Source organism: Amycolatopsis sp. NPDC051106 (assembly GCF_040682775.1).
In the GTDB taxonomy this organism is placed as follows: Bacteria; Actinomycetota; Actinomycetes; order Mycobacteriales; family Pseudonocardiaceae; genus Amycolatopsis.
Genome location: NZ_JBFBBQ010000059.1, coordinates 20,425 through 40,011, shown reverse-complemented (window position 1 = coordinate 40,011; position 19,587 = coordinate 20,425). Strand labels below are relative to the sequence as shown.

The 19,587-nt window shown below is 72.2% G+C and carries 27 protein-coding genes; 7 read left to right on the top strand and 20 right to left on the bottom strand.

The annotated features are described in order from the left end of the window. Nucleotides 1–9: 9 nt before the first annotated feature. From AB0M83_RS33730 to AB0M83_RS33690, 9 genes are all read right to left on the bottom strand, one after another. Nucleotides 10–609 (bottom strand): alkaline shock response membrane anchor protein AmaP, encoded by a 600-nt coding sequence (locus AB0M83_RS33730; protein ID WP_364523225.1) that lies wholly within the window; start codon nt 607–609, stop codon nt 10–12. Further along, a complete protein-coding gene (locus AB0M83_RS33725; protein ID WP_364523223.1) occupies nt 606–1,142 on the bottom strand; it encodes a DUF6286 domain-containing protein in 537 nt (178 codons plus the stop codon). Before AB0M83_RS33725 ends, AB0M83_RS33730 begins: the two co-directional genes overlap by 4 nt. A 2-nt stretch (nt 1,143–1,144) precedes the next feature. Continuing rightward, a complete protein-coding gene (locus AB0M83_RS33720) occupies nt 1,145–1,495 on the bottom strand; it encodes an Asp23/Gls24 family envelope stress response protein (protein WP_284745306.1) in 351 nt (116 codons plus the stop codon). Beyond that, nucleotides 1,492–1,668, bottom strand: a complete 177-nt coding sequence (locus AB0M83_RS33715) for a hypothetical protein (protein ID WP_043781197.1) — start codon at nt 1,666–1,668, stop codon at nt 1,492–1,494. The genes AB0M83_RS33720 and AB0M83_RS33715 overlap by 4 nt, the downstream gene beginning before the upstream one ends. A gap of 41 nt (nt 1,669–1,709) precedes the next feature. Continuing rightward, nucleotides 1,710–1,964 carry a hypothetical protein gene (locus AB0M83_RS33710; protein ID WP_364523221.1) on the bottom strand — a complete coding sequence of 85 codons (255 nt, stop codon included), beginning with the start codon at nt 1,962–1,964 and terminating at the stop codon, nt 1,710–1,712. After that, nucleotides 1,961–2,398 carry an Asp23/Gls24 family envelope stress response protein gene (locus AB0M83_RS33705; RefSeq protein ID WP_364523219.1) on the bottom strand — a complete coding sequence of 146 codons (438 nt, stop codon included), beginning with the start codon at nt 2,396–2,398 and terminating at the stop codon, nt 1,961–1,963. Before AB0M83_RS33705 ends, AB0M83_RS33710 begins: the two co-directional genes overlap by 4 nt. A gap of 90 nt (nt 2,399–2,488) precedes the next feature. Beyond that, nucleotides 2,489–2,902, bottom strand: coding sequence for an Asp23/Gls24 family envelope stress response protein (locus tag AB0M83_RS33700; protein WP_364523217.1), 414 nt, complete (start codon nt 2,900–2,902; stop codon nt 2,489–2,491). Beyond that, on the bottom strand, nt 2,902–3,456 hold the full coding sequence (locus AB0M83_RS33695) for a sigma-70 family RNA polymerase sigma factor (protein WP_364523215.1): 555 nt from the start codon (nt 3,454–3,456) through the stop codon (nt 2,902–2,904). Before AB0M83_RS33695 ends, AB0M83_RS33700 begins: the two co-directional genes overlap by 1 nt. Next, nucleotides 3,453–4,190, bottom strand: a complete 738-nt coding sequence (locus AB0M83_RS33690; RefSeq protein ID WP_364523213.1) for a pyrimidine reductase family protein — start codon at nt 4,188–4,190, stop codon at nt 3,453–3,455. The genes AB0M83_RS33695 and AB0M83_RS33690 overlap by 4 nt, the downstream gene beginning before the upstream one ends. 89 nt (nt 4,191–4,279) lie before the next feature. Here AB0M83_RS33690 and zapE point away from each other — a divergent pair, with 89 nt between their 5' ends. Then, a complete protein-coding gene (gene zapE / locus AB0M83_RS33685) occupies nt 4,280–5,299 on the top strand; it encodes a cell division protein ZapE (protein ID WP_364523211.1) in 1,020 nt (339 codons plus the stop codon). A 2-nt stretch (nt 5,300–5,301) separates the two neighbouring features. Here zapE and AB0M83_RS33680 read toward each other — a convergent pair whose 3' ends face one another. The 6 genes from AB0M83_RS33680 to AB0M83_RS33655 form a co-directional block, all read right to left on the bottom strand. Continuing rightward, complete coding sequence (locus tag AB0M83_RS33680) at nt 5,302–5,637, bottom strand: hypothetical protein (RefSeq protein ID WP_364523209.1); 336 nt, start codon at nt 5,635–5,637, stop codon at nt 5,302–5,304. Then, entirely contained in the window at nt 5,637–5,777 is a 141-nt protein-coding gene (locus tag AB0M83_RS33675; RefSeq protein ID WP_364523207.1) for a hypothetical protein, read from the bottom strand. Before AB0M83_RS33675 ends, AB0M83_RS33680 begins: the two co-directional genes overlap by 1 nt. Before the next feature lie 83 nt (nt 5,778–5,860). After that, complete coding sequence (locus AB0M83_RS33670; protein ID WP_364523205.1) at nt 5,861–6,682, bottom strand: helix-turn-helix transcriptional regulator; 822 nt, start codon at nt 6,680–6,682, stop codon at nt 5,861–5,863. Between the two features lie 24 nt (nt 6,683–6,706). Then, on the bottom strand, nt 6,707–7,261 hold the full coding sequence (locus AB0M83_RS33665; RefSeq protein ID WP_364523204.1) for a DUF6879 family protein: 555 nt from the start codon (nt 7,259–7,261) through the stop codon (nt 6,707–6,709). Then, complete coding sequence (locus tag AB0M83_RS33660; RefSeq protein WP_364523202.1) at nt 7,251–7,598, bottom strand: hypothetical protein; 348 nt, start codon at nt 7,596–7,598, stop codon at nt 7,251–7,253. The genes AB0M83_RS33665 and AB0M83_RS33660 overlap by 11 nt, the downstream gene beginning before the upstream one ends. Before the next feature lie 134 nt (nt 7,599–7,732). Continuing rightward, the gene (locus AB0M83_RS33655; RefSeq protein WP_364523252.1) at nt 7,733–8,284 is read right to left on the bottom strand and encodes a phosphatase PAP2 family protein; all 552 of its coding nucleotides are present in this window, start codon (nt 8,282–8,284) and stop codon (nt 7,733–7,735) included. An 81-nt stretch (nt 8,285–8,365) separates the two neighbouring features. Between AB0M83_RS33655 and AB0M83_RS33650 the strand changes: the two genes are divergently transcribed. Then, nucleotides 8,366–9,241: an FAD-dependent oxidoreductase gene (locus AB0M83_RS33650; RefSeq protein WP_364523200.1), complete on the top strand. Its 876-nt coding sequence runs from the start codon at nt 8,366–8,368 to the stop codon at nt 9,239–9,241. A 119-nt stretch (nt 9,242–9,360) separates the two neighbouring features. Further along, nucleotides 9,361–10,347, top strand: a complete 987-nt coding sequence (locus AB0M83_RS33645; protein WP_364523250.1) for an IS481 family transposase — start codon at nt 9,361–9,363, stop codon at nt 10,345–10,347. Here AB0M83_RS33645 and AB0M83_RS33640 read toward each other — a convergent pair. Both AB0M83_RS33640 and rocD read right to left on the bottom strand, forming a co-directional pair. After that, on the bottom strand, nt 10,344–11,702 hold the full coding sequence (locus AB0M83_RS33640) for a DUF2252 domain-containing protein (protein ID WP_364523199.1): 1,359 nt from the start codon (nt 11,700–11,702) through the stop codon (nt 10,344–10,346). The two genes, AB0M83_RS33645 and AB0M83_RS33640, sit on opposite strands and share 4 nt — an antisense overlap. 100 nt (nt 11,703–11,802) lie before the next feature. Beyond that, nucleotides 11,803–13,035, bottom strand: a complete 1,233-nt coding sequence (rocD, locus tag AB0M83_RS33635; protein ID WP_364523197.1) for an ornithine--oxo-acid transaminase — start codon at nt 13,033–13,035, stop codon at nt 11,803–11,805. A 161-nt stretch (nt 13,036–13,196) separates the two neighbouring features. Between rocD and AB0M83_RS33630 the strand changes: the two genes are divergently transcribed. The 3 genes from AB0M83_RS33630 to AB0M83_RS33620 are packed head-to-tail and all read left to right on the top strand — an operon-like array spanning nt 13,197 to nt 17,115. Further along, complete coding sequence (locus AB0M83_RS33630; protein WP_364523195.1) at nt 13,197–14,048, top strand: PPK2 family polyphosphate kinase; 852 nt, start codon at nt 13,197–13,199, stop codon at nt 14,046–14,048. A 20-nt stretch (nt 14,049–14,068) separates the two neighbouring features. Beyond that, nucleotides 14,069–16,168, top strand: a complete 2,100-nt coding sequence (locus tag AB0M83_RS33625; protein WP_364523193.1) for a prolyl oligopeptidase family serine peptidase — start codon at nt 14,069–14,071, stop codon at nt 16,166–16,168. After that, entirely contained in the window at nt 16,165–17,115 is a 951-nt protein-coding gene (locus tag AB0M83_RS33620) for an LLM class F420-dependent oxidoreductase (protein ID WP_364523191.1), read from the top strand. Before AB0M83_RS33625 ends, AB0M83_RS33620 begins: the two co-directional genes overlap by 4 nt. Nucleotide 17,116: 1 nt before the next feature. On the opposite strand, the gene AB0M83_RS33615 is transcribed toward AB0M83_RS33620, so the two are convergent. Further along, a complete protein-coding gene (locus AB0M83_RS33615; RefSeq protein ID WP_364523189.1) occupies nt 17,117–17,686 on the bottom strand; it encodes a TetR/AcrR family transcriptional regulator in 570 nt (189 codons plus the stop codon). Nucleotides 17,687–17,742: 56 nt separating this feature from the next. Between AB0M83_RS33615 and AB0M83_RS33610 the strand changes: the two genes are divergently transcribed. Further along, nucleotides 17,743–18,717 carry an SDR family NAD(P)-dependent oxidoreductase gene (locus AB0M83_RS33610; RefSeq protein WP_364523187.1) on the top strand — a complete coding sequence of 325 codons (975 nt, stop codon included), beginning with the start codon at nt 17,743–17,745 and terminating at the stop codon, nt 18,715–18,717. Here the strand turns inward: AB0M83_RS33610 and crcB are convergent. Beyond that, nucleotides 18,714–19,088: a fluoride efflux transporter CrcB gene (gene crcB / locus AB0M83_RS33605; RefSeq protein ID WP_364523185.1), complete on the bottom strand. Its 375-nt coding sequence runs from the start codon at nt 19,086–19,088 to the stop codon at nt 18,714–18,716. The genes AB0M83_RS33610 and crcB overlap by 4 nt on opposite strands. Next, complete coding sequence (locus tag AB0M83_RS33600; protein WP_364523183.1) at nt 19,085–19,495, bottom strand: CrcB family protein; 411 nt, start codon at nt 19,493–19,495, stop codon at nt 19,085–19,087. The genes crcB and AB0M83_RS33600 overlap by 4 nt, the downstream gene beginning before the upstream one ends. Nucleotides 19,496–19,587 lie beyond the last annotated feature (92 nt).

Genomic DNA, 19,587 nt, shown 5'->3' with positions numbered 1-19,587 from the left:
AGACGCCGCTCAGCGCACGCGTTTCGGCGCGCTCGTGTCGAGTTCCAGGCGGACGGCGGTGGGCAGGACGTCGAGCCCGAGCGATTCCCGCGCCCTCGTCAGGACGCGCGCGTCCAGGTCTTCCCAGACGCTCTTGAGGTCCGTGCCCTCGTGCAGCCACAGCGTGACGCGCAACGCCGGAGCCGTCCGCGAGCCGACCGCGCGGACCCGGGCCCGGCTCACGCCGTCGAGCTGTTCAGCGTCGGCCTGGACCGCACCGGAGATCGCGGCGGCGGTGACGACGAGCTCCGCGCCTTCGGTGCGGTCGAGGTCCACGTCGGGCCGCGGCTCCGGGCGCAGCGACCGCAGCGTCCCCCGCAGGCCGAGCACGAGCAGCAGGACGCCGAGCACGATCGCGACGATCCGGGCGGGCGTGGCGTGGCCGCCGAGCCACTCGAGGGCCATCGGGTCGAGCAGCGGCCGGCGGCCGCGGAACTCGCCGAGCACGCCGAAGCCGACCACCAGGGCGAGCGCTCCGCCGAGCAGGGCGAACAGCCCGACGAGGAACGTCAGCGTGCGTTCGCCGGTGTATGACCGGGAAAGCGCCTTCGCGGCGACGGACTTCGTCATCGGCGGTCCTTGGGGGAGTCGACGACGACCGAGACCTTCGGCTGCCGCACGAGCGGGACGTCGTCGAGCAGTGCGGACACCGTCGCCAGCAGGCGCGGCCGCAGCTCGCCTTCGGTTTCGAGGGCGCTCTTCGCGCGGACGCGGACGCGGCGGGCGCTCGCGGTGACCGTCGCGCCGGCGACGTTGTCCTGCGCGCGCACGGCGAGCCCGACCAGCCGGGCCAGCGAACGCGGCGACGTCGAGACGCTCACCTCGTCGGCCGGGTCGGTGAGCCGGATCGCGCGGCTCCCGGCGGCCAGCGCGCACAGCAGCAGGAGCAGGCCGGCGGCGGCGACCACGCCGGCGCCGACGCGCACCGCGTAGGCGTCCCAGCCCAGCGACGCCAGTCCGGCCTGCCAGCGCGGCCACGGTACGAGCAGGGGGCCCGAGGCCGGGCGCAACCAGTGCCAGCCGACTTCGAGCGCGAGCAGCGCGCCGGCGGCCGCGAAGGCCAGGGCGAGCAGGGTGGACAGGAGGCGGACGAGCGGGCGCACGGCTACCGCACCCTCGGCGGCACGTCCGGCAGGAGCGCGGACACCGTCACGGCCAGGGTCCGCACGTGGTAGCCGGTGAGCAGTTCGACCTCGTCGGTGACCTTCTCCCGCACGACGTCGACGACCGTCCGCACCGGCGCCGGGTACTGCAGCGCGAGGTCGAGCGCGAGGTCGACGTCGTTGTCGAGGCCGCCGACCTTGGCCTTGGCACCCTTCTTGCCGTCGCGTGTGGTGCCCGGGACCTGGTCGGCGGCGTGCTGGGCGACCTTGCGCACCACGGCGTGCCCGACGGTGAGGGTGCCGCGCTCGGCCGGTTCGGCGAGCTCGCGCGGCACGTCCAGGACGCGGCTCACTTGTCGCGGCCCTTGCCGAAGAGCTCGCCGAGGTCGAGCTCGCCGTCGAGGACCCGGCCGGCGACCAGGCCGATGATGCCGAGGGCCAGGGTCACCAGGAACGCGGTGAACCCCTGGGTCGCGGCCAGGCCGAGGATCAGCCCGGCCAGGAGCCCGGTCTGCGTTGCGTTCACGTGTCCTCCTAGGACGGCTTGGACGGTACGGAAGGTGCGCCTCAGCGCACCCGGGGCGGACGGCGGCGGCGGCGGAACCGCGCCACGACGGCCGCGATCCCGCGGCGGTGCTCGACGAAGCTCACCGGGGCGTCGTAGCGGGAGTCCACTTCGGACACCCGGGCGGACTCCGCCCGGAACCGGGCCAGCCCGGCCGCGAACTCCGCCGGATCGCCGCCCACGTCCGGGTGGTGCGCGCGCACGAAAGCGCGGAAGGCCGCCCGGCCCGCCGCGTCGCCCGTGCCGCGCCCGGTCATTCCACCCGCGTCGATTCGGGCTCTTCCTCGCCCGGCAGGTGGATGTCGTTGACGGCGATGTTCACCTCGATCACCTCGAGCCCGGTGATCTGCTCGACGGCGGTGATCACGTTGCGCCGCACCGCGCGGGCGACGTCCGCGATGCGCGCGCCGTACTCGACGACGACGTCGAGGTCGATCGCCGTCTGCTTCTCGCCGACCTCCACCGCGACGCCGGCGGTCGTCACCGTGCCGGAGCCGGGGATGCGTTCGCGCAGGGCGCCGAGCGCGCGCGACACCCCGCCGCCGCCCAGGGCGTGCACCCCGGCGACCTCGCGGGTGGCCAGGCCGGCCACCTTCTGCACGACGACCGACGAGATCGTGGTGCGGCCGGCGGCGCCGTCTTCGTTGAGCGGGGTCACCGTGCCGGGGCTTTCGGTCCGTTCCGGGTGCATGCGTGCGGGCTCCTCTCGCGGCGGTCTCTCGCCCGTACGATGCCCGCGAAGGCGAGAACCTCACGCAAGGTCCCCCGATCGGGGGAACGGCTAGCCAGGGTGGACGTCCACGACGTGCACGTTCACCGTCATGGTGACGCCGAGCCGGTGGGACAGCTCCGTGGTGATCTCCTGCCGCAGCGCTTCGGCCACCGCGTCGGCGGCGACGCCGAACCGCACCGACACGAGCACCTGCACGGCGTCTTCCTCGACCGCGACGGCCGAAACCCGCACCTCGCCGGGTGCCCGCTCGTCGGCGATCGCCGAGGCGAGCCGCGCGACGACGTTTTCGGTGACGCGCAGGCTGCCCGTCTCGCCGGGCACCTCCACGGCCGTCCGGCGGCCGCGCGCGACGGCCCGCAGCACGCGTTCGACCAGCCCGGGCGGCGTCGGCACCCGGCGCCGGGCCGCGGCGCGCACGGCGTCCCAGCGGGGGTCCCGCTCGGGGTCCTGAAGCTCGGCCATCACCGCTCCCTCAATTCGGCGAGCAGCGCCACCCTGGCCCGGTGCAGCCGCGAGCGCAAGGCGCCGACGTTCACGTCGAGCACCTCGGCGACCTCTTCGTAGCTCAGGCCCTCCAGTTCGCGCAGCACCAGCGGCACGCGCTGGGACACCTCCAGCCGCCCGATCGCGCGGAGCACCGCGTCGACCTCTTCGGCCCGCACGACGCGGCCTTCGGGGCCCGGGACCGCGGCGGCGAGCAGCGCGGTGTCCACAGTGGACCGGTCGGCGGGCTCGTCGAGGGAGACCGTGGGACGGCGACGGCGCAGCAGCGCGAGCGCGCTGTTGGTGACCACGCGGTAGAGCCAGGTCGACACCGCGGACTCGTGCCGGAAGGACGCGAGGGAGCGCCACGCGGCGAGCCACGAATCCTGCACGACGTCCTCGGCCTCGGCGGCGCTGCCGGTGATCCGCAGCGCGACGCGGTACATCCGCGGGGTGTGCCGCCGCACGAGCGCGCCGAACGCGGCGTCGTCGCCGGCCGCGGCCCGGGTGGCCAGGTCGGCGTCGTCGCTCACCCCGCGTCCCGGCGGTAACGCAGGAACGTGAAGCCGTCCTCGACCAGGATCGACGCCAGCGCGAGCCGCCGCGGCACGGCCACCGGTCCCGCGGCGATCCGGGCGGCCGGGCCGGCCACCAGCAGCGGCGCGACGGTCAGGCACAGCTGGTCGACGAGGTCGTCCGCGACGAGCCGGCCGAACAGCCGCGGCCCGCCCTCGCAGGCGACGCGGCGCAGCCCGCGTGCGGCGAGCAGCTCGAGCGCGCGCCGGACGTCGACGTCGCCGCTGCCCGCGCGCACGATCTCCGCCCCGGCGGCTTCGAGGGCGCCGGTCGGCGCGGACTCCGTGGTGACCACGATCGGGGGTACGACGGTCTCGGTGAACAGCCGCGACGCCGGGTCGAGCTCCGCGGTGCGCGTCACGACGGCGATCGGCGGGACGCCGTCGAACCCGAGCCGGCGGCGGCGTTCCAGGCGCTTCGGGCCCGCGACGACCCCGCGGTAGTCCTCGGCGCGGGCGGTGCCGGAGCCGACCAGGATCACGTCGGCGAGGTCGCGCCCGAGCAGGAAGACCCGCCGGTCGGCGGCGTGCGAAAGGCCCGCCGACGTCGTGTCGACCTCGACGGCGCCGTCGGCCGAGGCGACGAAGTTGACCTGCACCCAGGGGCGGTCCAGGTCTGCTGGGTAGGCGTAGATCTCCTCGAGGTCGACCCCGGTCAGTTCGCCCGTCGAAGAGGGCCACACGCTCCGCACGCGACAATCCCAGCACGGGCGTGAAGTGCGTCTCGACCGGGGGACATCGCCGCTCGCCGGGTCGCGCGGCGCCGTTAGGCTCTGCGACCATGCCCGCGCACCTCACCGACCGCCGTCCCGAGCTGTCCGCCGACGAGCTGATCGGTGCGCTGGTGCCGCCGCCGCGTTTCGACGCCGTCCGGTTCGACACCTACATCCCCAACCCGGACGAGCCCAGCCAGGCCGCCGCGGTCGAGGCCTGCTCGGCGTTCGCCGCCAAGGTCGACGCGCGCAAGGAGAAGAAGCGCTTCAAGCTCTTCGGCGGTTCTTCGGAGCCGGCCGGGCCGATGGGGCTCTACCTGGACGGCGGCTTCGGCGTCGGCAAGACCCACCTGCTCGCTTCGGCCTGGCACGCGGCGCCCTCGCCCAAGGCGTACGGCACGTTCGTCGAGCTGACCCACCTGGTCGGCGCGCTGGGCTTCGCCGAGGCCGTGCGGCGGCTTTCGGAGCACCGGATCCTGGCCATCGACGAGTTCGAGCTGGACGACCCGGGCGACACCACGCTGGTCACGCGGCTGCTGCAGGAGCTCATGGACGCGGGCGTGCACATCGCGGCGACGTCGAACACGCTGCCGGAGAAGCTCGGCGAGGGCCGGTTCGCCGCCGAGGACTTCCTGCGCGAGATCCAGTCGCTGTCGGCCCGGTTCGGCGTGGTGCGCGTCGACGGCCCGGACTACCGCCACCGCGGCCTGCCGGACGCGCCGCCGCCGGTCACGCCCGAGGTCCTCGAGGAGTCCGTCGCCGCGCACGAAGGGTCCACTGTGGACGACTTCGAGGCGCTGTGCGAGCACCTGGCTTCGCTGCATCCTTCGCGCTACGGCCGGTTGCTCGAGGGTGTCACCCGCGTGCACCTGCGCGGTGTCCACCCGGCGCCGGACCAGAACGTGGCCCTGCGGCTGGTCGCGTTCGCCGACCGGCTTTACGACCGGGCGATCCCGGTGGTCGTCTCGGGGGAGCCGCTGCCGTCGCTGTTCACCGAGGAGATGGTGAACGGCGGTTACCGCAAGAAGTACCTGCGCGCGGTCAGCCGGTTGACGGCGCTGGCTCGGGACGCGGCGCCGACCACGTGAGGTCAGGGGATCCCGAACTTGCGCAAGTGCTCGGCCACCCAGTGCTGACCGAATTCGGCCAGCCTGCCGGGTGACCACCGGCCGGTGATGGTGACTCCCTGCCGTAGTCCCATGTGCTTGCCGATCGATCCGTGGCCGATGTCGACCCGGGTGGTTCGCTCGGGCCAGCGGAACACGTATTCGGCGAACATGTAGCAGAGCACGGGTTTTCCGTGCTCGTCGATGAGGATGGGGCCCTCACTCCGGTACGGCGCCCGGTAAACGGTGACTTGCCGTCCGTCGGCGTAGGTGAACGTCTCCGGCTGCAGGCCGGGCGGGAGACAGTGCAGGCCGGCCACTATTCGACGATCGTGACCGTGCCGGTCTGGTTGCACTTCTTGCATCCGTTGCCACCGCACTCGCCGCAGACGACCGTGATGTCGTGCGTGGCCACGCCGATCGGGGTGCGGTCGCCGGATGTCGTGGGTACGGGCGTCATCGCAGATGCCTCCAGAAGGGTTGTTTCAGTATGAGACTGCAACGATTCGGAGATGGGTTGATTGCAGGTGTGCGTTGCTTTGATCAGACGAGGCTTCGGTAGTCCTTTGCGATGCGCTCCAGAACAGCCTGCGCTTCGTCGCCGAAGGAGGCGATCGCTTCGAGCCGGTCGAACCATGATTCGTACTCGGCGACGTCTCGGCTGTTCGTCATGATCGCGGTGGCATTGATGGTGCCGACGATCACGGCCCGGGTGTCATAGAGATGAAAGGCGTGGGCGCCGGGCATGTCGGTTCGAGTAGTCCAAGGGATGACGCCGAGGTGCACGTTGTCCCGGTGCCGAAGCTCGCTCAGCAGGGTGAGCTGATCGAGCATGACCTCGGCGCCGCCGATGTTCCACCGCAAGGCGCCTTCGGACATGATCAGCCGGAATTTGCGGCCGGAGTCGAGCACGACCTGACGGTCCAGGCGTGCCCGCACGGTGCGCTCCAGGCTCTCGCCCTGCAGGGCGTCGCCCATCAACGCCCGGATGTACGGCTCGGTCTGGAGGAGCCCGATCATCGTGTCCGGCGAGAAGCTCCTGACCAGCTTCGCCGCGGCCTCGATCCGGCCGATGCGTTCCTGCATCTGCCAGCCGCCACGCTGGAGCACAACACGGGCGGCATGGCTGGTTTCGCGGAGATCTTCGATCAGCTCGACCAGGTGACGCCGAACGTCATCCGGTGCCCGGTAGACGCGGCAGAGCTTGTCCACCTGCGGTGGGGTGGGCATGAACGCCCCGGTCTCCACCCGGCTGATCTTGGCCGGTGAGAGGCCGGAGAGCTTGGCCGCCTCTCTCCCGGACAGGTTCGCCTGCATCCGCAGATCCCGAAGCTGCTCCGAGAGCGGGTTCGTCGGCGGCTTCATCGTGCCCTTTCGCCTGGCGGGCGATCAAGTGACGAGGGGATCCCGCCAGTACTCGCGGTGGTCGGTCCAGTAGTCGACGAACGGTACCGCCGCCTGCCAGGCTGCGTCTCGTGCGTCCCGGTACCGCTGAATCTCGCCGGGCTTCGCGATCGTGCTGCCGAGAAACCTCCCCTCGGGGTCGTAGTGCATTTTCGCGACGTGAGTGTCGTCGATGAGCCAGAAGTCCTCATCGATGATCGCCGCGGGTTTGGCCTGCTCGGCTGTGTCCAGTATGCGAATGTCTTCGCCTGCTCGAGCGTTGTAGGCGTAACCCCACTCGCACTCGTACCGCAGATAGTCCCCCAGGGGACTGTGCCAGACGTGCACGCGGTGCTGGTAAAGGCCGCGATCGCGTTCGGTGCGCAGCGTGTCGAGCCACGGTTGTTTGCGGGACATCGTGGGACCGGGCAGCCCGGCTGTGTAGCGCCGAAAGTCTTCCCCGTCGGAATCGACCAGGTATTGCGGAAGTGTCTCCAGGCGAAACAGGGTTCGGTTGTAATGCTCGTCGATGTACCTTCCGAGCGCCTCTTCATCGAGCATCGGGCAAGGCCTCCCATGTGGGCAAGAAGTTCTGTGCGAGTTCCACGACGTCCTCGTCAGCCGGCAGCCTGATGGCGGCCAGGGTTTCGGCATCGGTGACCTTCGCGCCGCGGATCACCGCAGTGCCGCGGTCGGTCAGGTGGAGATCGGGATGGTTGCGGGTGGCGATCTCGGGGATCAGCGTCAACGGGATTTCCACGACTGCCTGGCCGGGTTGTCGAGCGAGGTCGGTGCTCGAGTGTCCCTGCACGATGTGTGTTCCGCGATCGGTGGCGAAGAGGTGGGGGCACGAAACCCGGTCCGGGCAGGGGTCGCCCCGCAAAAGAAAGACCTTCATGCGGTTGATCACCTCTCGGCAGGCCCGACCGGGCGTGGACAACTTGTTTCAGTCTGACAGTGAAATATTGGGTCGGCAACTGACCGGAAGGGTGACGCCTCTTTGTCGACCGAGTCCGGTGCGGGTTCGCGCGGTCAGCCGGTTGACGGCGCTGGCTCGGGACGCGGCGCCGGCCACGTGAGCAGCACGACGGCGACCGCGAACAGCGTGCCGCCGACGACGTCGGTCAGGTAGTGGTACCCCATCCCGACCAGGCCGATCGTCGCGGCGGACAGCGCCAGCGCGGCGAGCACCACGACGGCCACCTTGCGCGTGACGAGGACGAGCACGGTCAGCACCGCGACCAGGCTCACCGTGTGGCCGCTCGGGTAGACCAGCGTGTCGTTCTTCCACCGGTCGTAGAGCGGCTTCAGCAGCCAGCTTGTCAGCAGGATTGCGAGCACCGGCGCGCCGAGCGCGAACACGGCGTCCGTCCGCCGACCGGCGCGCAGGCACAGCACCACGGCGAGCACGCCGAGGGGGAGCACCACGTACGGCTCGGTCGGCAGGACCAGCGCCCGCAGCACGCCCGGGCTCAGGTGCGCTATCCAGCCGCCGACCGTCGCGTCCACGGCGCCGGGCGTGGTCCCGCCGGCGAACGGCAGCCCCAGCAGCACCGCGAGCAGCCCGCAGACCGCGGCCGGCACCCACATCGTCCTCACCCGCGAGAGGGTAGCCGTGACTCCGTGACGCACCCGTCTGCCACGATGCCGGGAGAGGAGGAACGGATGCACATCACGGTGGCGGGGGCCGGGATCATCGGCCTGAGCTGCGCGTACCGGCTGGCCGGCGCGGGACACGACGTCACGGTCGTCGCGGCGGCTCCGCCGGGGGAGACGACCTCGGCGACCGCGGGCGGGGTGCTGTACCCGCCGGTGCGCCGCCCGGACAAGCGGATCGTGCGCTGGACCGCCGAGACCCTCGCCGTGCTGCGCGCGCAGGAGGCGCCCGGGGTGCGCTTCCGCCGCGGGCGGGTCCTGCTGGCCCCGGGCGAACCCGAGCCGCAGTGGCTGCCGGCGATGATCGACCCGGTGCGCGACGGCGGCCACCTGGTGTTCACGACGGCCCTGGTCGACGCGCCGGTGTACCTGGAGTGGCTGCTGGCTCAGGTGGTCTCGCTGGGCGCGCGCGTCGAGTACCGGTCGCTGACGTCGCTGGCGGACCTCGGCCCGGTGGTCAACGCGGCGGGCCTCGGCGCGGGCCCCCTGGCCGGCGACGGCTCGATGGTCCCGGTCGGCGGGCAGGTCGTGCACCTGAGCGACCCGGGCCTGACGGAGTTCGTGGTCGACGAGACGGGCCCGGGCGTCACGTACGTCATCCCGCACGGCGGCCACGTGGTCTGCGGCGGCACGGAGGAGCCGGGCCGCGGTGACGTCGAGCCCAACCCGGGCGTGACGGCGGACATCGTGCGCCGCTGCCGCGAGCTGGTCCCGGCCTTGGCGGGGGCGGAGGTGCTGAGGTCCGCGGTGGGCCTGCGCCCGTTCCGGCCGGTGGTGCGGCTGGAACGGGTGGGCGAGGTCGTGCACTGCTACGGCCACGGCGGTGCGGGGATCACCCTGGCCTGGGGCTGCGCGGCCGACGTCGCGGCTTTGGCGGCGACCTAGGTGTTCTGTCCGGGGAGGTTGCGATCGTGGTGACACGTGATCGGATGATCTTGATGTAGGGAAGGGCCTCCGGGTTCGGTGTGGATTGCGACGTCTACACCGATCAACGGAGGCCCTTCGTGACTCACGCTAACGCACCTTTGACTGCGACCGGGAGATTGCGGCTGGCCCGCTGTGTCGTGGAAGACCGGTGGCCGTTGCGGCGGGCTGCGGAACGGTTCCAGGTGTCGGTCTCCACCGCTGCGCGGTGGGCCGGCCGCTACCGCGACCTGGGTGAAGCGGGGATGACCGACCGCTCGTCGCGGCCGGTGACCAGCCCGAACCGGACCCCGACCCGGACTGAGCGGCGGATCATCAAGGTCCGGGTGCTGCGCCGGTGGGGACCGGCCCGGATCGCCTACCTGCTCGGGTTGAACCCCTCCACCGTCCACCGCGTGCTGGTCCGCTACCGGCTGGCTCGCCTGAGGCATCTGGATCGGGCCACCGGTCGGGTGGTGCGCCGCTACGAACATCCCGCGCCCGGTGATCTGGTGCACGTGGACATCAAGAAGCTGGGCAACATCCCCGACGGCGGCGGGCACAAGGTCCTCGGCCGGGCTGTCGGGGAGCGCAACAGCAACGCCCACCGCGACCCCGCCCGGCCTCGCACGCTCAGCAACCGCGCCAACCTCGGCTACAGCTACCTGCACAACGCCGTGGACGATCACTCCCGCCTGGCCTACACCGAGATCCTGTCCGATGAGACCAAGGAAACCGCGGCCGCGTTCTGGATCCGGGCGCAGGCGTTTTTCACCAGCTGCGGGATCACCGTCACCCGGGTCTTGACCGACAACGGGTCCTGCTACCGCTCACGTCTGTGGCGCGACGCGCAGATCGTGCACAAGCGCACCCGGCCTTACCGGCCGCAGACCAACGGCAAGGTGGAACGGTTCAACCGCACCCTGCTCGAGGAATGGGCCTATGACCGGCCCTACCGGTCCGAGACCGAACGCCGCCAAGCCCTACCGGGCTGGCTGCACACCTACAATCACCACCGCGGCCACACCGCACTCGCAGGCCAACCACCTGCCAGCCGCGTCCCCAACCTCACGGGTCAGTACACCTAGGTCGCCGAGAAGGCGGCGTGGTCGGCTTCCGTCCGGTCGGCGTACCGCACCGCGTACGCGCCCATCGCTTCGTCCAGTTCGGAGTCGTCGGCGAAGTAGCCCGCGAGGAGCTTCGGGTGCAATGAGCGCGTGTGGGCGCGAGCCAGCAGGGCACCCGCCAGGCGGCCGTAGTCGTCGAGGTGGTCGCGCTCCAGCTCCGATGGGTCGATGTCGCCCTTGAGGTTCCGGAACTGGCGGACGATGTACGGGACGCCGTCGATCGTGGTCCAGCCGAGCAGGACGTCGGTCTCGGCCTGCACCAGCCGGGCGCCGTCGACGATCCGGCGGCCTTCGTGCTCGGCCTCCGGCAGGTCCAGGTACGGCGCCAGCGCGGGCTTCTGCGCCTGTTTCACCTGCAGCACCAAGTCTTCGTCGTCGTTGCCGTGCAGCAGGGCGACGTAGCTGCGCAGCCCGACGCTGCCGGTGCCGACCACGCGGAAGGCGACGTCGGCGATCCGGTAGCGCGCGATGAGCGTCCGCCGCGACTCGCGCAGGGTGTCCACATAGGACACCAGGCCGGCGGCGACGGCCTCGGCGGTCCGCTCGTCGACGTGCGTCAGCACCGGCGGGTCCTCGACGAACCGGTGGCGCGCCAGGCCGGTCTCGTGGTCGTCGACGCGCTCGGTCCACTTCGCGGAGACCTTCGCGCTGTCGTTCTTGCGGGCCTTCTCGGCTGCGTCGGCGAAGTCGTCGATCAGCTCGTCCGCGCGGGCCTTGGACAGCACCGACGAGTCCGGCAGCGCGTTCCACGACCGCAGGAACGGCAGGTCGGCGAGCGCGCGGATGGTGCGGCGGTAGGACTTCACGGCGTCTTCGGCGGCTTCGCGGCAGCCGGACTCGCCGATGCCGCCCTCGCGGCCGGCGAGCACGAGACTGGCCGCGAGCCGCTTGAGGTCCCATTCCCACGGGCCGGGGACGGTCTCGTCGAAGTCGTTGATGTCCATCACGATCTTGCCTTCGGGCGTGCCGTAGAGCCCGAAGTTGGCAGCGTGGGCGTCGCCGCACAGCTGCGCGGTGAGCCCGGACGACGGCGTGCCGGCGAGGTCGGCGCCCATCAGCCCGGCGGCGCCGCGGAAGAAGGTGAACGGCGACGCGAGCATGCGTTCCCGGCGCAGTTCGGCCAGCTCGGGGAGCCGCCCGGCGTTGCCGGCGTCGAAGTACTGCTTCGGGCTCGGCCGGTCCGGCCCGGCGGCCTCGTGGTCGTGCACGGCGGCGGGAGTCTTGTCCCGGAGCCGCTTCCCCCGTTCGTACAGCTCGGCCGGCGTGACGCTGTCGGCGCCGACGAGCGGCCGCTCCACCCAGTCCCCTGATCCCATACCGGGCACAACGTCCGAAGGGGACGTTCTGCTCCCGGCGGGCCGGGTTGTGCTCCGGATGCCGCCGGGGTGGGAGGCTCACCCGGCGGCATCCGGTGGTTCAGGGGCGGATGACCGCGGCGATCGCGTCGATGCCGCGGTCCAGCTCCTCGCGGGTGATCACCAGCGGCGGCGCCACCCGCAGCGTGCGCTCGTGCGTCTCCTTGCACAGCACGCCGCGCGTCGCCAGCGCCTCGGACGCCTCGCGGCCGGACGGCCCGCCCGGGGCGATGTCGATGCCCGCCCACAGCCCGCGCCCGCGGACCTCGGACAACCCGGTGCCGATCAGCTCGCCCAGCCGCGTCTGCAGGTGCGCGCCCAGTTCCGTCGACCGCTGCTGGAACTCGCCCGTGTTCAGCAGCTTGACCACCGCGCGCCCGACCGCGCAGGCCAGCGGGTTGCCGCCGAAGGTCGAGCCGTGCTCGCCCGGCTTCAGCACGCCCAGCACGTCGCGGCGCCCGGCCACCGCCGACACCGGCAGGATGCCGCCGCCGAGGGCCTTGCCCAGCGTGTAGAGGTCCGCGCGGACGCCTTCGTGGTCGAGCGCCAGCACCGTGCCCGTGCGGGCCAGGCCGGACTGGATCTCGTCGGCGATCAGCAGCACGCCGTGCTCGTCGCACGCCGCGCGGACGTCGGCGAAGTAGCCCTCCGGCGGCACGATGACGCCGGCTTCGCCCTGCACCGGCTCCAGCAGCACCGCGGCCGTGCGCGGGGTGATCGCGTCGCGCAGCGCGGCGGCGTCGCCGTACTTCACCGTGACGAAGCCCGGCGTGAACGGGCCGAAGTCCGCACGCGCGGTCTCGTCGGTCGAGAACGAGACGATCGTGGTGGTCCGGCCGTGGAAGTTCGAGCCGGCGACGATGATCTCGGCCGTGCCGTCCGGCACGCCCTTGATCCGGTGCGCCCACTTGCGGGCGATCTTGACGGCGGACTCGACGGCCTCGGCGCCCGAGTTCATCGGCAGCACGAGCTCGGTGCCGGTCAGCTCGGCCAGCTCGCGGCAGAACAGGCCCAGCTGGTCGTGGTGGAACGCCCGCGACGTCAGCGTGACGCGGCCGAGCTGCTCGACCGCGGCGGCGACCAGGTCCGGGTGGCGGTGGCCGAAGTTCAGCGCCGAGTACCCGGAAAGGAAGTCCAGGTAGGACCGGCCTTCGACGTCGGTGACCGTAGCGCCGGCGGCTTCGGCGATCACGACGGGCAGCGGGTGGTAGTTGTGCGTGCTCCACCGCTCGTCGAGCTCGATGAAGCTCGCGGCGGTGGGGGCGGCGGTCTCCCGGCCGGCGAACGTCGTCATACGTTCAGGTTAGAGGCAGAACACGCAGAGTTCAGCCGGGAATCATTGCTTTCACCCGTTGTTCGTTGCGCAATCCACGGCTTCGACCCCCGAATCGCTGCGAGCCGGTCCCCCGGGTGCGTCGACAGGAAAGCCACCGCCCGAGTGGCTATCGTCGCGGGATGGCCAAGAAGGACGACGGAAGCCGGGTCCGGGACGCGCTGCGGGTCACCGGGGAGCTGCCCGATCCGGGCTCGGCGCCGGTCGGGCCCGGCAAGAAACCCAAGGCCCTCGCGAAGCTCGAAAGCGCGGGCGAGCGCCTGTCCACGCTGCAGGAGGCGCTCTACGCCGAGGGCGTCGGCGGCGGCCGGCGCAGCGTCCTGCTCGTGCTGCAGGGCATGGACACCTCCGGCAAGGGCGGCACGGTCTCGCACGTGCTCGGCCTGGTCAACCCGATGGGCGTCCGCTACGCCGGGTTCAAGGCGCCGACGGCGGCCGAGCGCCGCCACCACTACCTCTGGCGGATCCGCAAGCAGCTGCCGGCCGCCGGCCAGATCGGCGTTTTCGACCGCTCCCACTACGAGGACATCCTGGTTCCCCGCGTGTCCGGGCTGCTCACCGCGGCGGAGCGCCGCCGCCGCTACAGCGAGATCCACGCCTTCGAGCAGGAGCTGGCGGACGCGGGCACGACCGTCGTCAAGGTGTTCCTGCACATCTCGCCGGAAGAGCAGCTCAAGCGGCTGAAGGCCCGGCTGGAGACGCCCGAGAAGCACTGGAAGTACAACCCGGGCGACCTCGAAGCGCGTTCGCACTGGCCGGCCTACCAGGAGGCCTACGCCGACATCTTCAAGAAGACGTCGACCGCGCACGCCCCCTGGCACGCCGTGCCCGCCGACCACAAGTGGTACCGGAACTGGGCCGTCGCCGAGCTGCTCATCGAAACCCTCGCGGACCTGAAGCCGCGGTTCCCGGACCCGGGCTTCGACGTCGCCGCGGAGCTGGCGAAGCTGAAGGGTGTTGGCGTCCCGTCGTGATCGTCTGGAAGAGTGCGGACGTGACCGAAGTCGACGACCTCCCGTTCCTCCGCAAGCAGGCCCGGACCCAGCGCTTCACCCTCGGCGCGCCCAAGGAGTTCCGGGTCGCCCCGGACGCCTCGCGCGTGCTGTTCCTGCGCGCGGAGTCGGGCACCGACCCCCGGCACAGCCTCTGGTCGGCCGACCTGGCCACCGGCGCCGAGACGAAGCTCGTCGACGCCGTCGAGCTGCTGCCGGGCGAAGAGGAGCTGCCCGCCGAAGAGCGGGCGCGGCGCGAACGCGCCCGTGAAACCGGCGGCGGCGTCGTCCACTACAGCGTCGACGCCGGCTTCACCGTCGCCGCGTTCTCGCTCTCGGGCAAGCTCTACACCCTGGATCTCGCGTCCGGCGAGGTGACGCTGCGCGTGGACGGCTCGGTGATCGACCCGCGCCCGAACCCGGCCGGGACGCACGTCGCGTACGTGCAGAACCGGCGGCTGCACGTGCTGGAGCTGGCCACCGGCGACGACCGCGTCCTCGTCGAGGAGGACGGCGAGGACATCGCCTGGGGCCTCGCCGAGTTCATCGCGGCCGAGGAGATGGACCGCACCCGCGGTTACTGGTGGTCCCCGGACGGCCGCAGCCTGCTGGCCGAGCGCTCCGACCGCGGCCCGGTGCCGCGCTGGACCATCGCCGACCCGGCCAACCCGCAGCACCCCGCGAACGTCGTCGCCTACCCGGCCGCGGGCACCACGAACGCGCTCGTGTCCCTGGCGGTGCTCGGGCTGGACGGATCCCGCGTGGACGTCGCCCCCGGTGACTGGGAGTACCTGGCCTCGGTGCACTGGTCGGCCGGCGGCGCGCCGCTGCTGGCCGTCGAGCCGCGCGACCAGAAGCGGATGGACGTGCTCGCCCTCGACGTCACCGACGGCACCACGTCGGTCGTGCACACCGCGACCGACCAGCACTGGATCGACATCGTCGGCGGCGTCCCGGCCTGGACGCCGGACGGGCGGCTCGTCGTCGAGGGCATGGTCGACGGCGACCACCGGCTCTTCGTCGGCGGCGAGGCCGTCACCCCGGCCGGGCTGCAGCTGCGGGCCGTGCTCGACGTCGGCGACGAGATCCTGTTCAGCGCCTCCGAGGACGACCCGACGCAGATCCACGTGTTCCGCACCGAAGGTTCGTCGGTCCGGCGTTTGTCCACTGTGGATGGCGTGCACGTCGGGGCGGGGTCCGCCGCGGTCACCGTGCTTTCGTCTTGGAGCCTCGAGCACAGCGGCCCGCGCGTCTCGGTGCTGCGGGACGGCGCGGAAGCCGCGTCGATCGCCTCGTCCACTGTGGACCCGGACATCGTGCCGAACCTGACCTGGCTGACGCTGGGGGAGCGCGGCCTGCGCGCGGCGCTGCTCCTGCCGCGCGGCTACGAGCCGAGCGAAGGCAAGCTGCCGGTGCTGCTCGACCCGTACGGCGGACCGCACGCCCAGCGCGTCCTGCAGAGCCGCAACGCGTTCCTGACGTCGCAGTGGCTCGCCGACCAGGGCTTCGCGGTGCTCGTCGCGGACGGCCGCGGCACGCCCGGGCGCGGTGCGGTGTGGGAGCGCGAGATCCACGGGCGCCTCGCCGACGTGACCCTGCAGGACCAGGTCGACGCGCTGCAGGCGGCCGCGGCGCGGTTCCCCGAGCTGGACGTCGAGCGTGTCGCGATCCGCGGCTGGTCCTACGGCGGGTACCTGTCGGCGCTGGCGGTGCTGCGGCGGCCGGACGTCTTCCACGCGGCGGTCGCGGGCGCGCCGGTCACCGACTGGTCGCTGTACGACACGCACTACACCGAGCGGTACCTGGGCAAGCCCCAGGACGAGCCGGAGAGCTACGCGCACAACTCGCTGATCGAGAGCGCCGCGGAGCTGAGCCGGGCCCTGCTGATCGTGCACGGGCTGGCCGACGACAACGTGTTCGTCGCGCACTCGCTGCGGCTGTCGTCGGCGCTGCTGGCGAAGGGGCGATCGCACGTCTTCCTGCCGCTGGCGGGCGCCACCCACATGACGCCGCAGGCCGAAGAGGTCGCGGAGAACCTGATGCGCACGCAGGTGGACTGGCTGCTGCGCGAGCTTTCCGCCGTGGAGAAGGAGACTGCATGAGCCGCTGGGGCCTCACGATCCCGTTGACCGGGGTGCCGCTGACGGCACACCGCGAGCTGGTCGAACAGCTGCCGGACCTGGGCTACACCGACGCGTGGACGGCCGAGACGGCCGGCACGGACGCGTTCACGCCGTTGGTCCTGGCCTCGCAGTGGGCGCCGCAGCTGCGGCTGGGCACGGCGATCGTCCCGGTCTACACGCGCGGGCCCGGCCTGCTGGCGATGCAGGCGGCGACGGTCGCGGAGCTGGCCCCGGGCCGGTTCGTCCTCGGCATCGGCGCGTCGTCGCCGGTGATCGTCTCGAACTGGAACGCAGCCGCTTTCGAGGAACCGTTCGCGCGCTCGCGGGACACGCTGCGGTTCCTGCGTTCCGCGCTGACGGGGGAGAAGGTCAGCGAGAAGTACGACACGTTCGCCGTCTCGAAGTTCCGGCTGGAACGCCCGGCCGACCCGCCGCCGTCGATCATGCTGGCGGCCCTGCGCCCGGGCATGCTCCGCCTGGCAGCGCGCGAAGCGGACGGCGCGATCACCAACTGGCTCGCGGCGTCGGACGTCCCCAAGGTGCGCTCGGTGATCGGCCCGGACGTCGAGCTGGCGGCCCGGATCTTCGTCTGCCCGACGGAGGACGCGGAGGCGGCGCGCGGCCTGGGCCGGATGCTGATCTCGAGCTACCTGACGGTCCCGGTGTACGCGGCGTTCCACGACTGGCTCGGCCGCGGCGAAGCGCTGGCGCCGATGCACGAAGCGTGGGCGGCCGGGGATCGGCAGAAGGCGAACCAGGTGATCCCGGACGCGGTCGTCGACGACCTGGTGATCCACGGCAGCGTCGAGTCGTGCCGCGAGCAGGTGCAGTCCTATGTGGACAACGGCCTGACCACGCCGATCATCGCGCTGCTGCCGACCGGCGGGGATCCGTTCGAGCAGGTGCGGGGCCTGGCGCCGCGCTGACTCAGCCGACGAGCAGGGCCACCGCGGCGGCGAGCCGCTCGAGGTACGCCTCGCGCGTCTCGACCTGGTGCTTCACCCCGATCGACGCGCTGATCAAGGTCTGGGCGACGCGGACCGCCTTCGCGTGGTCCGCCGTCTCGGCCACCGCGTCGGTGATCAGCCGCTCGAAGCGCGCCGGCGCGGTCTCGGTCAGCTCGCCGAGCAGGTCCGGGTTCTGCTCGATGACACCGGTCACGTCCCGGCTCAGTGGTCCGAGGTAGCGCCCGGTCCACCGGTCGAACGCGCCGATGAGCCGCTCGGGCAAGGGACGGCCGGTGTCGGCGAGGATGCGCTCGGCCGCGGCCAGGTCCTCCTCGAGCGCCCGGCCGACCGCGGCCCGGAACAAGGCTTCCTTGGACTCGAACAGGAAGTACAGGCCCGGCCGCGAGATCCGCGCCGCGCGGGCGACCTCCTCCATGGAGGCCTTCCGGTAGCCGTGGCGGGCGAAGGTGAGCAACGCCGACTCGAGCACCGCGTCACGGCGGCCGGCCTCGGCGGCGTTCGATGGTGCGTTCGATGCTGCAGGAGCCATGAGGCGAGCCTAGCAGACGCACTTTACAACTTCTGCTTAGTTCGTATAGTCGAGTCATGACCTCAGCCGAACTGATCCGCACGCCCTTCACCGCCACCAGCACCGCGGCCGAGGTCGTGGCCGGCCTCGACCTGTCCGGCGTCCGCGTGGTCGTGACCGGCGCGTCTTCGGGCCTCGGGGCCGAAACGGCCCGGGTGCTGGCCGCCGCGGGCGCCGAGGTGACGGTCGCCGTCCGCGACCTCGCCCGTGGCGAGGTGGTCGCCGCCGCCATCGCGGACTCGGGTGCGGCGCACCGTCCTCAGGTCCGGCCGCTCGACCTCGCGGACCGGGCATCCGTCCGCCGGTTCACGGGCGACTGGGCCGGCCCGCTCCACCTGCTCGTCGCCAACGCCGGGCTCGTGACCGGCGGCCTGGCCCGGACCCGGGAGGGGTGGGAACTGCAGTTCGCGACGAACCACCTCGGCCACTTCGACCTCGCTCGCGGGCTGCGTGACGCCCTCGCGGACGGGGCCGCGGACCGCGGCGAGGCGCGGATCGTCGCGGTCAGCTCGACCGCGCACATGCGCGCCGGCGTCGACTTCGACGACCCGCACTTCGAGCGCCGGGACTACGACCCCCAGATCGCCTACGCCCGGTCGAAGACCGCGAACTCCCTGTTCGCGGTGGGAGCCACCCAGCGGTGGGCGGCCGACGGCATCTTCGCGAACGCGGTGAACCCCGGCGGCGTCGCGACCGGGCTGCAGCGCGACTTCACGGAGGCGCAGAAGCAGTCCCTCGCCGCGGCCGAGGCGGCCGGGATCTTCGCCTACAAGACCGTCGCGCAGGGTGCGGCGACCAGCGTCGTCGCCGCCGTCGCGCCGCAGTTCGCCCACACCGGCGGGCACTACCTCGACGACGGTCAGGAGGCCTACCCCGTCCCCGACGACGCCGACCTCGCCGACCACCCGCACGGGGTCAAGGAATGGGCACTGGACGCGGCTCTCGCGGACCGCCTCTGGGCGCTGTCGGCCGAGCTGACCGGACTCGCCTAGGCGAAGACCGCGGTGGCCAGGAGCAGCCCCAGTGCACCCGAAGCCAGGCCCGCGACCACCGTCACCAGCACGTTCAGCACCGCGTACGGCCGCGCCTTCTCCATGATCAGCCGGACGGTCTCGTAGCCGAACGTCGAGAACGTCGTCAGGCCGCCGCAGAAGCCCACCGCCACCAGCGACCGGACCGACGACGGCTCCGCGCCGTGCAGGAGCCAGCCGCTCAGGAAGCCCAGGATGAACGAGCCCACGAGGTTGACCGTGAGCGTCCCGAAGGGGAACGGCGAGTCCCGCCACGCCTGCACGCGCCGGTCGGTCAGGTAGCGCAGGATCGAGCCCGCCGCCCCGCCGAGGGCCACCAGCACCAGGGTCACCCGGGCCGCCCCGCTATCGCGCGGGTCGCCGTGAGGCCGGCGGCCACCGCGGCCAGGCAGAGCGCCACCGACCCCAGGACGTACGCGAGCGAACCCAGTACCCGCCCGGTCGTCGCCGCGTCGAGGGTGTCGGTCACGAAGGTGGAGAAGGTCGTGAAGCCGCCGAGGATCCCGATGCCGAGGAACGGCCGGAGGAGGCGGTGGGGGTGCGCGGCGGTCGTCAGCAGCGCCATCAGGACGCCGATGAGCAGGCAGCCGAGCACGTTGGTGAGCAGTGTCGCGACGGCGAACTCCCCGCGGGCGTGCGGGATCGCCACCGACAGGCCGTACCGGGCGAGGCTGCCCAGCGCGCCGCCGGCGCCGATCGCGAGCAGGACGTCCCACCGGGTCGCGGGCACGCTGATCACCTCCCGGCGGTGAACCTACCCCCGGCGGCCCTTCCGCCCCTGACGAGTACCGGCTCGACGAAAGCCGGGCCCTCCACCCGGCCCCCGCGCCG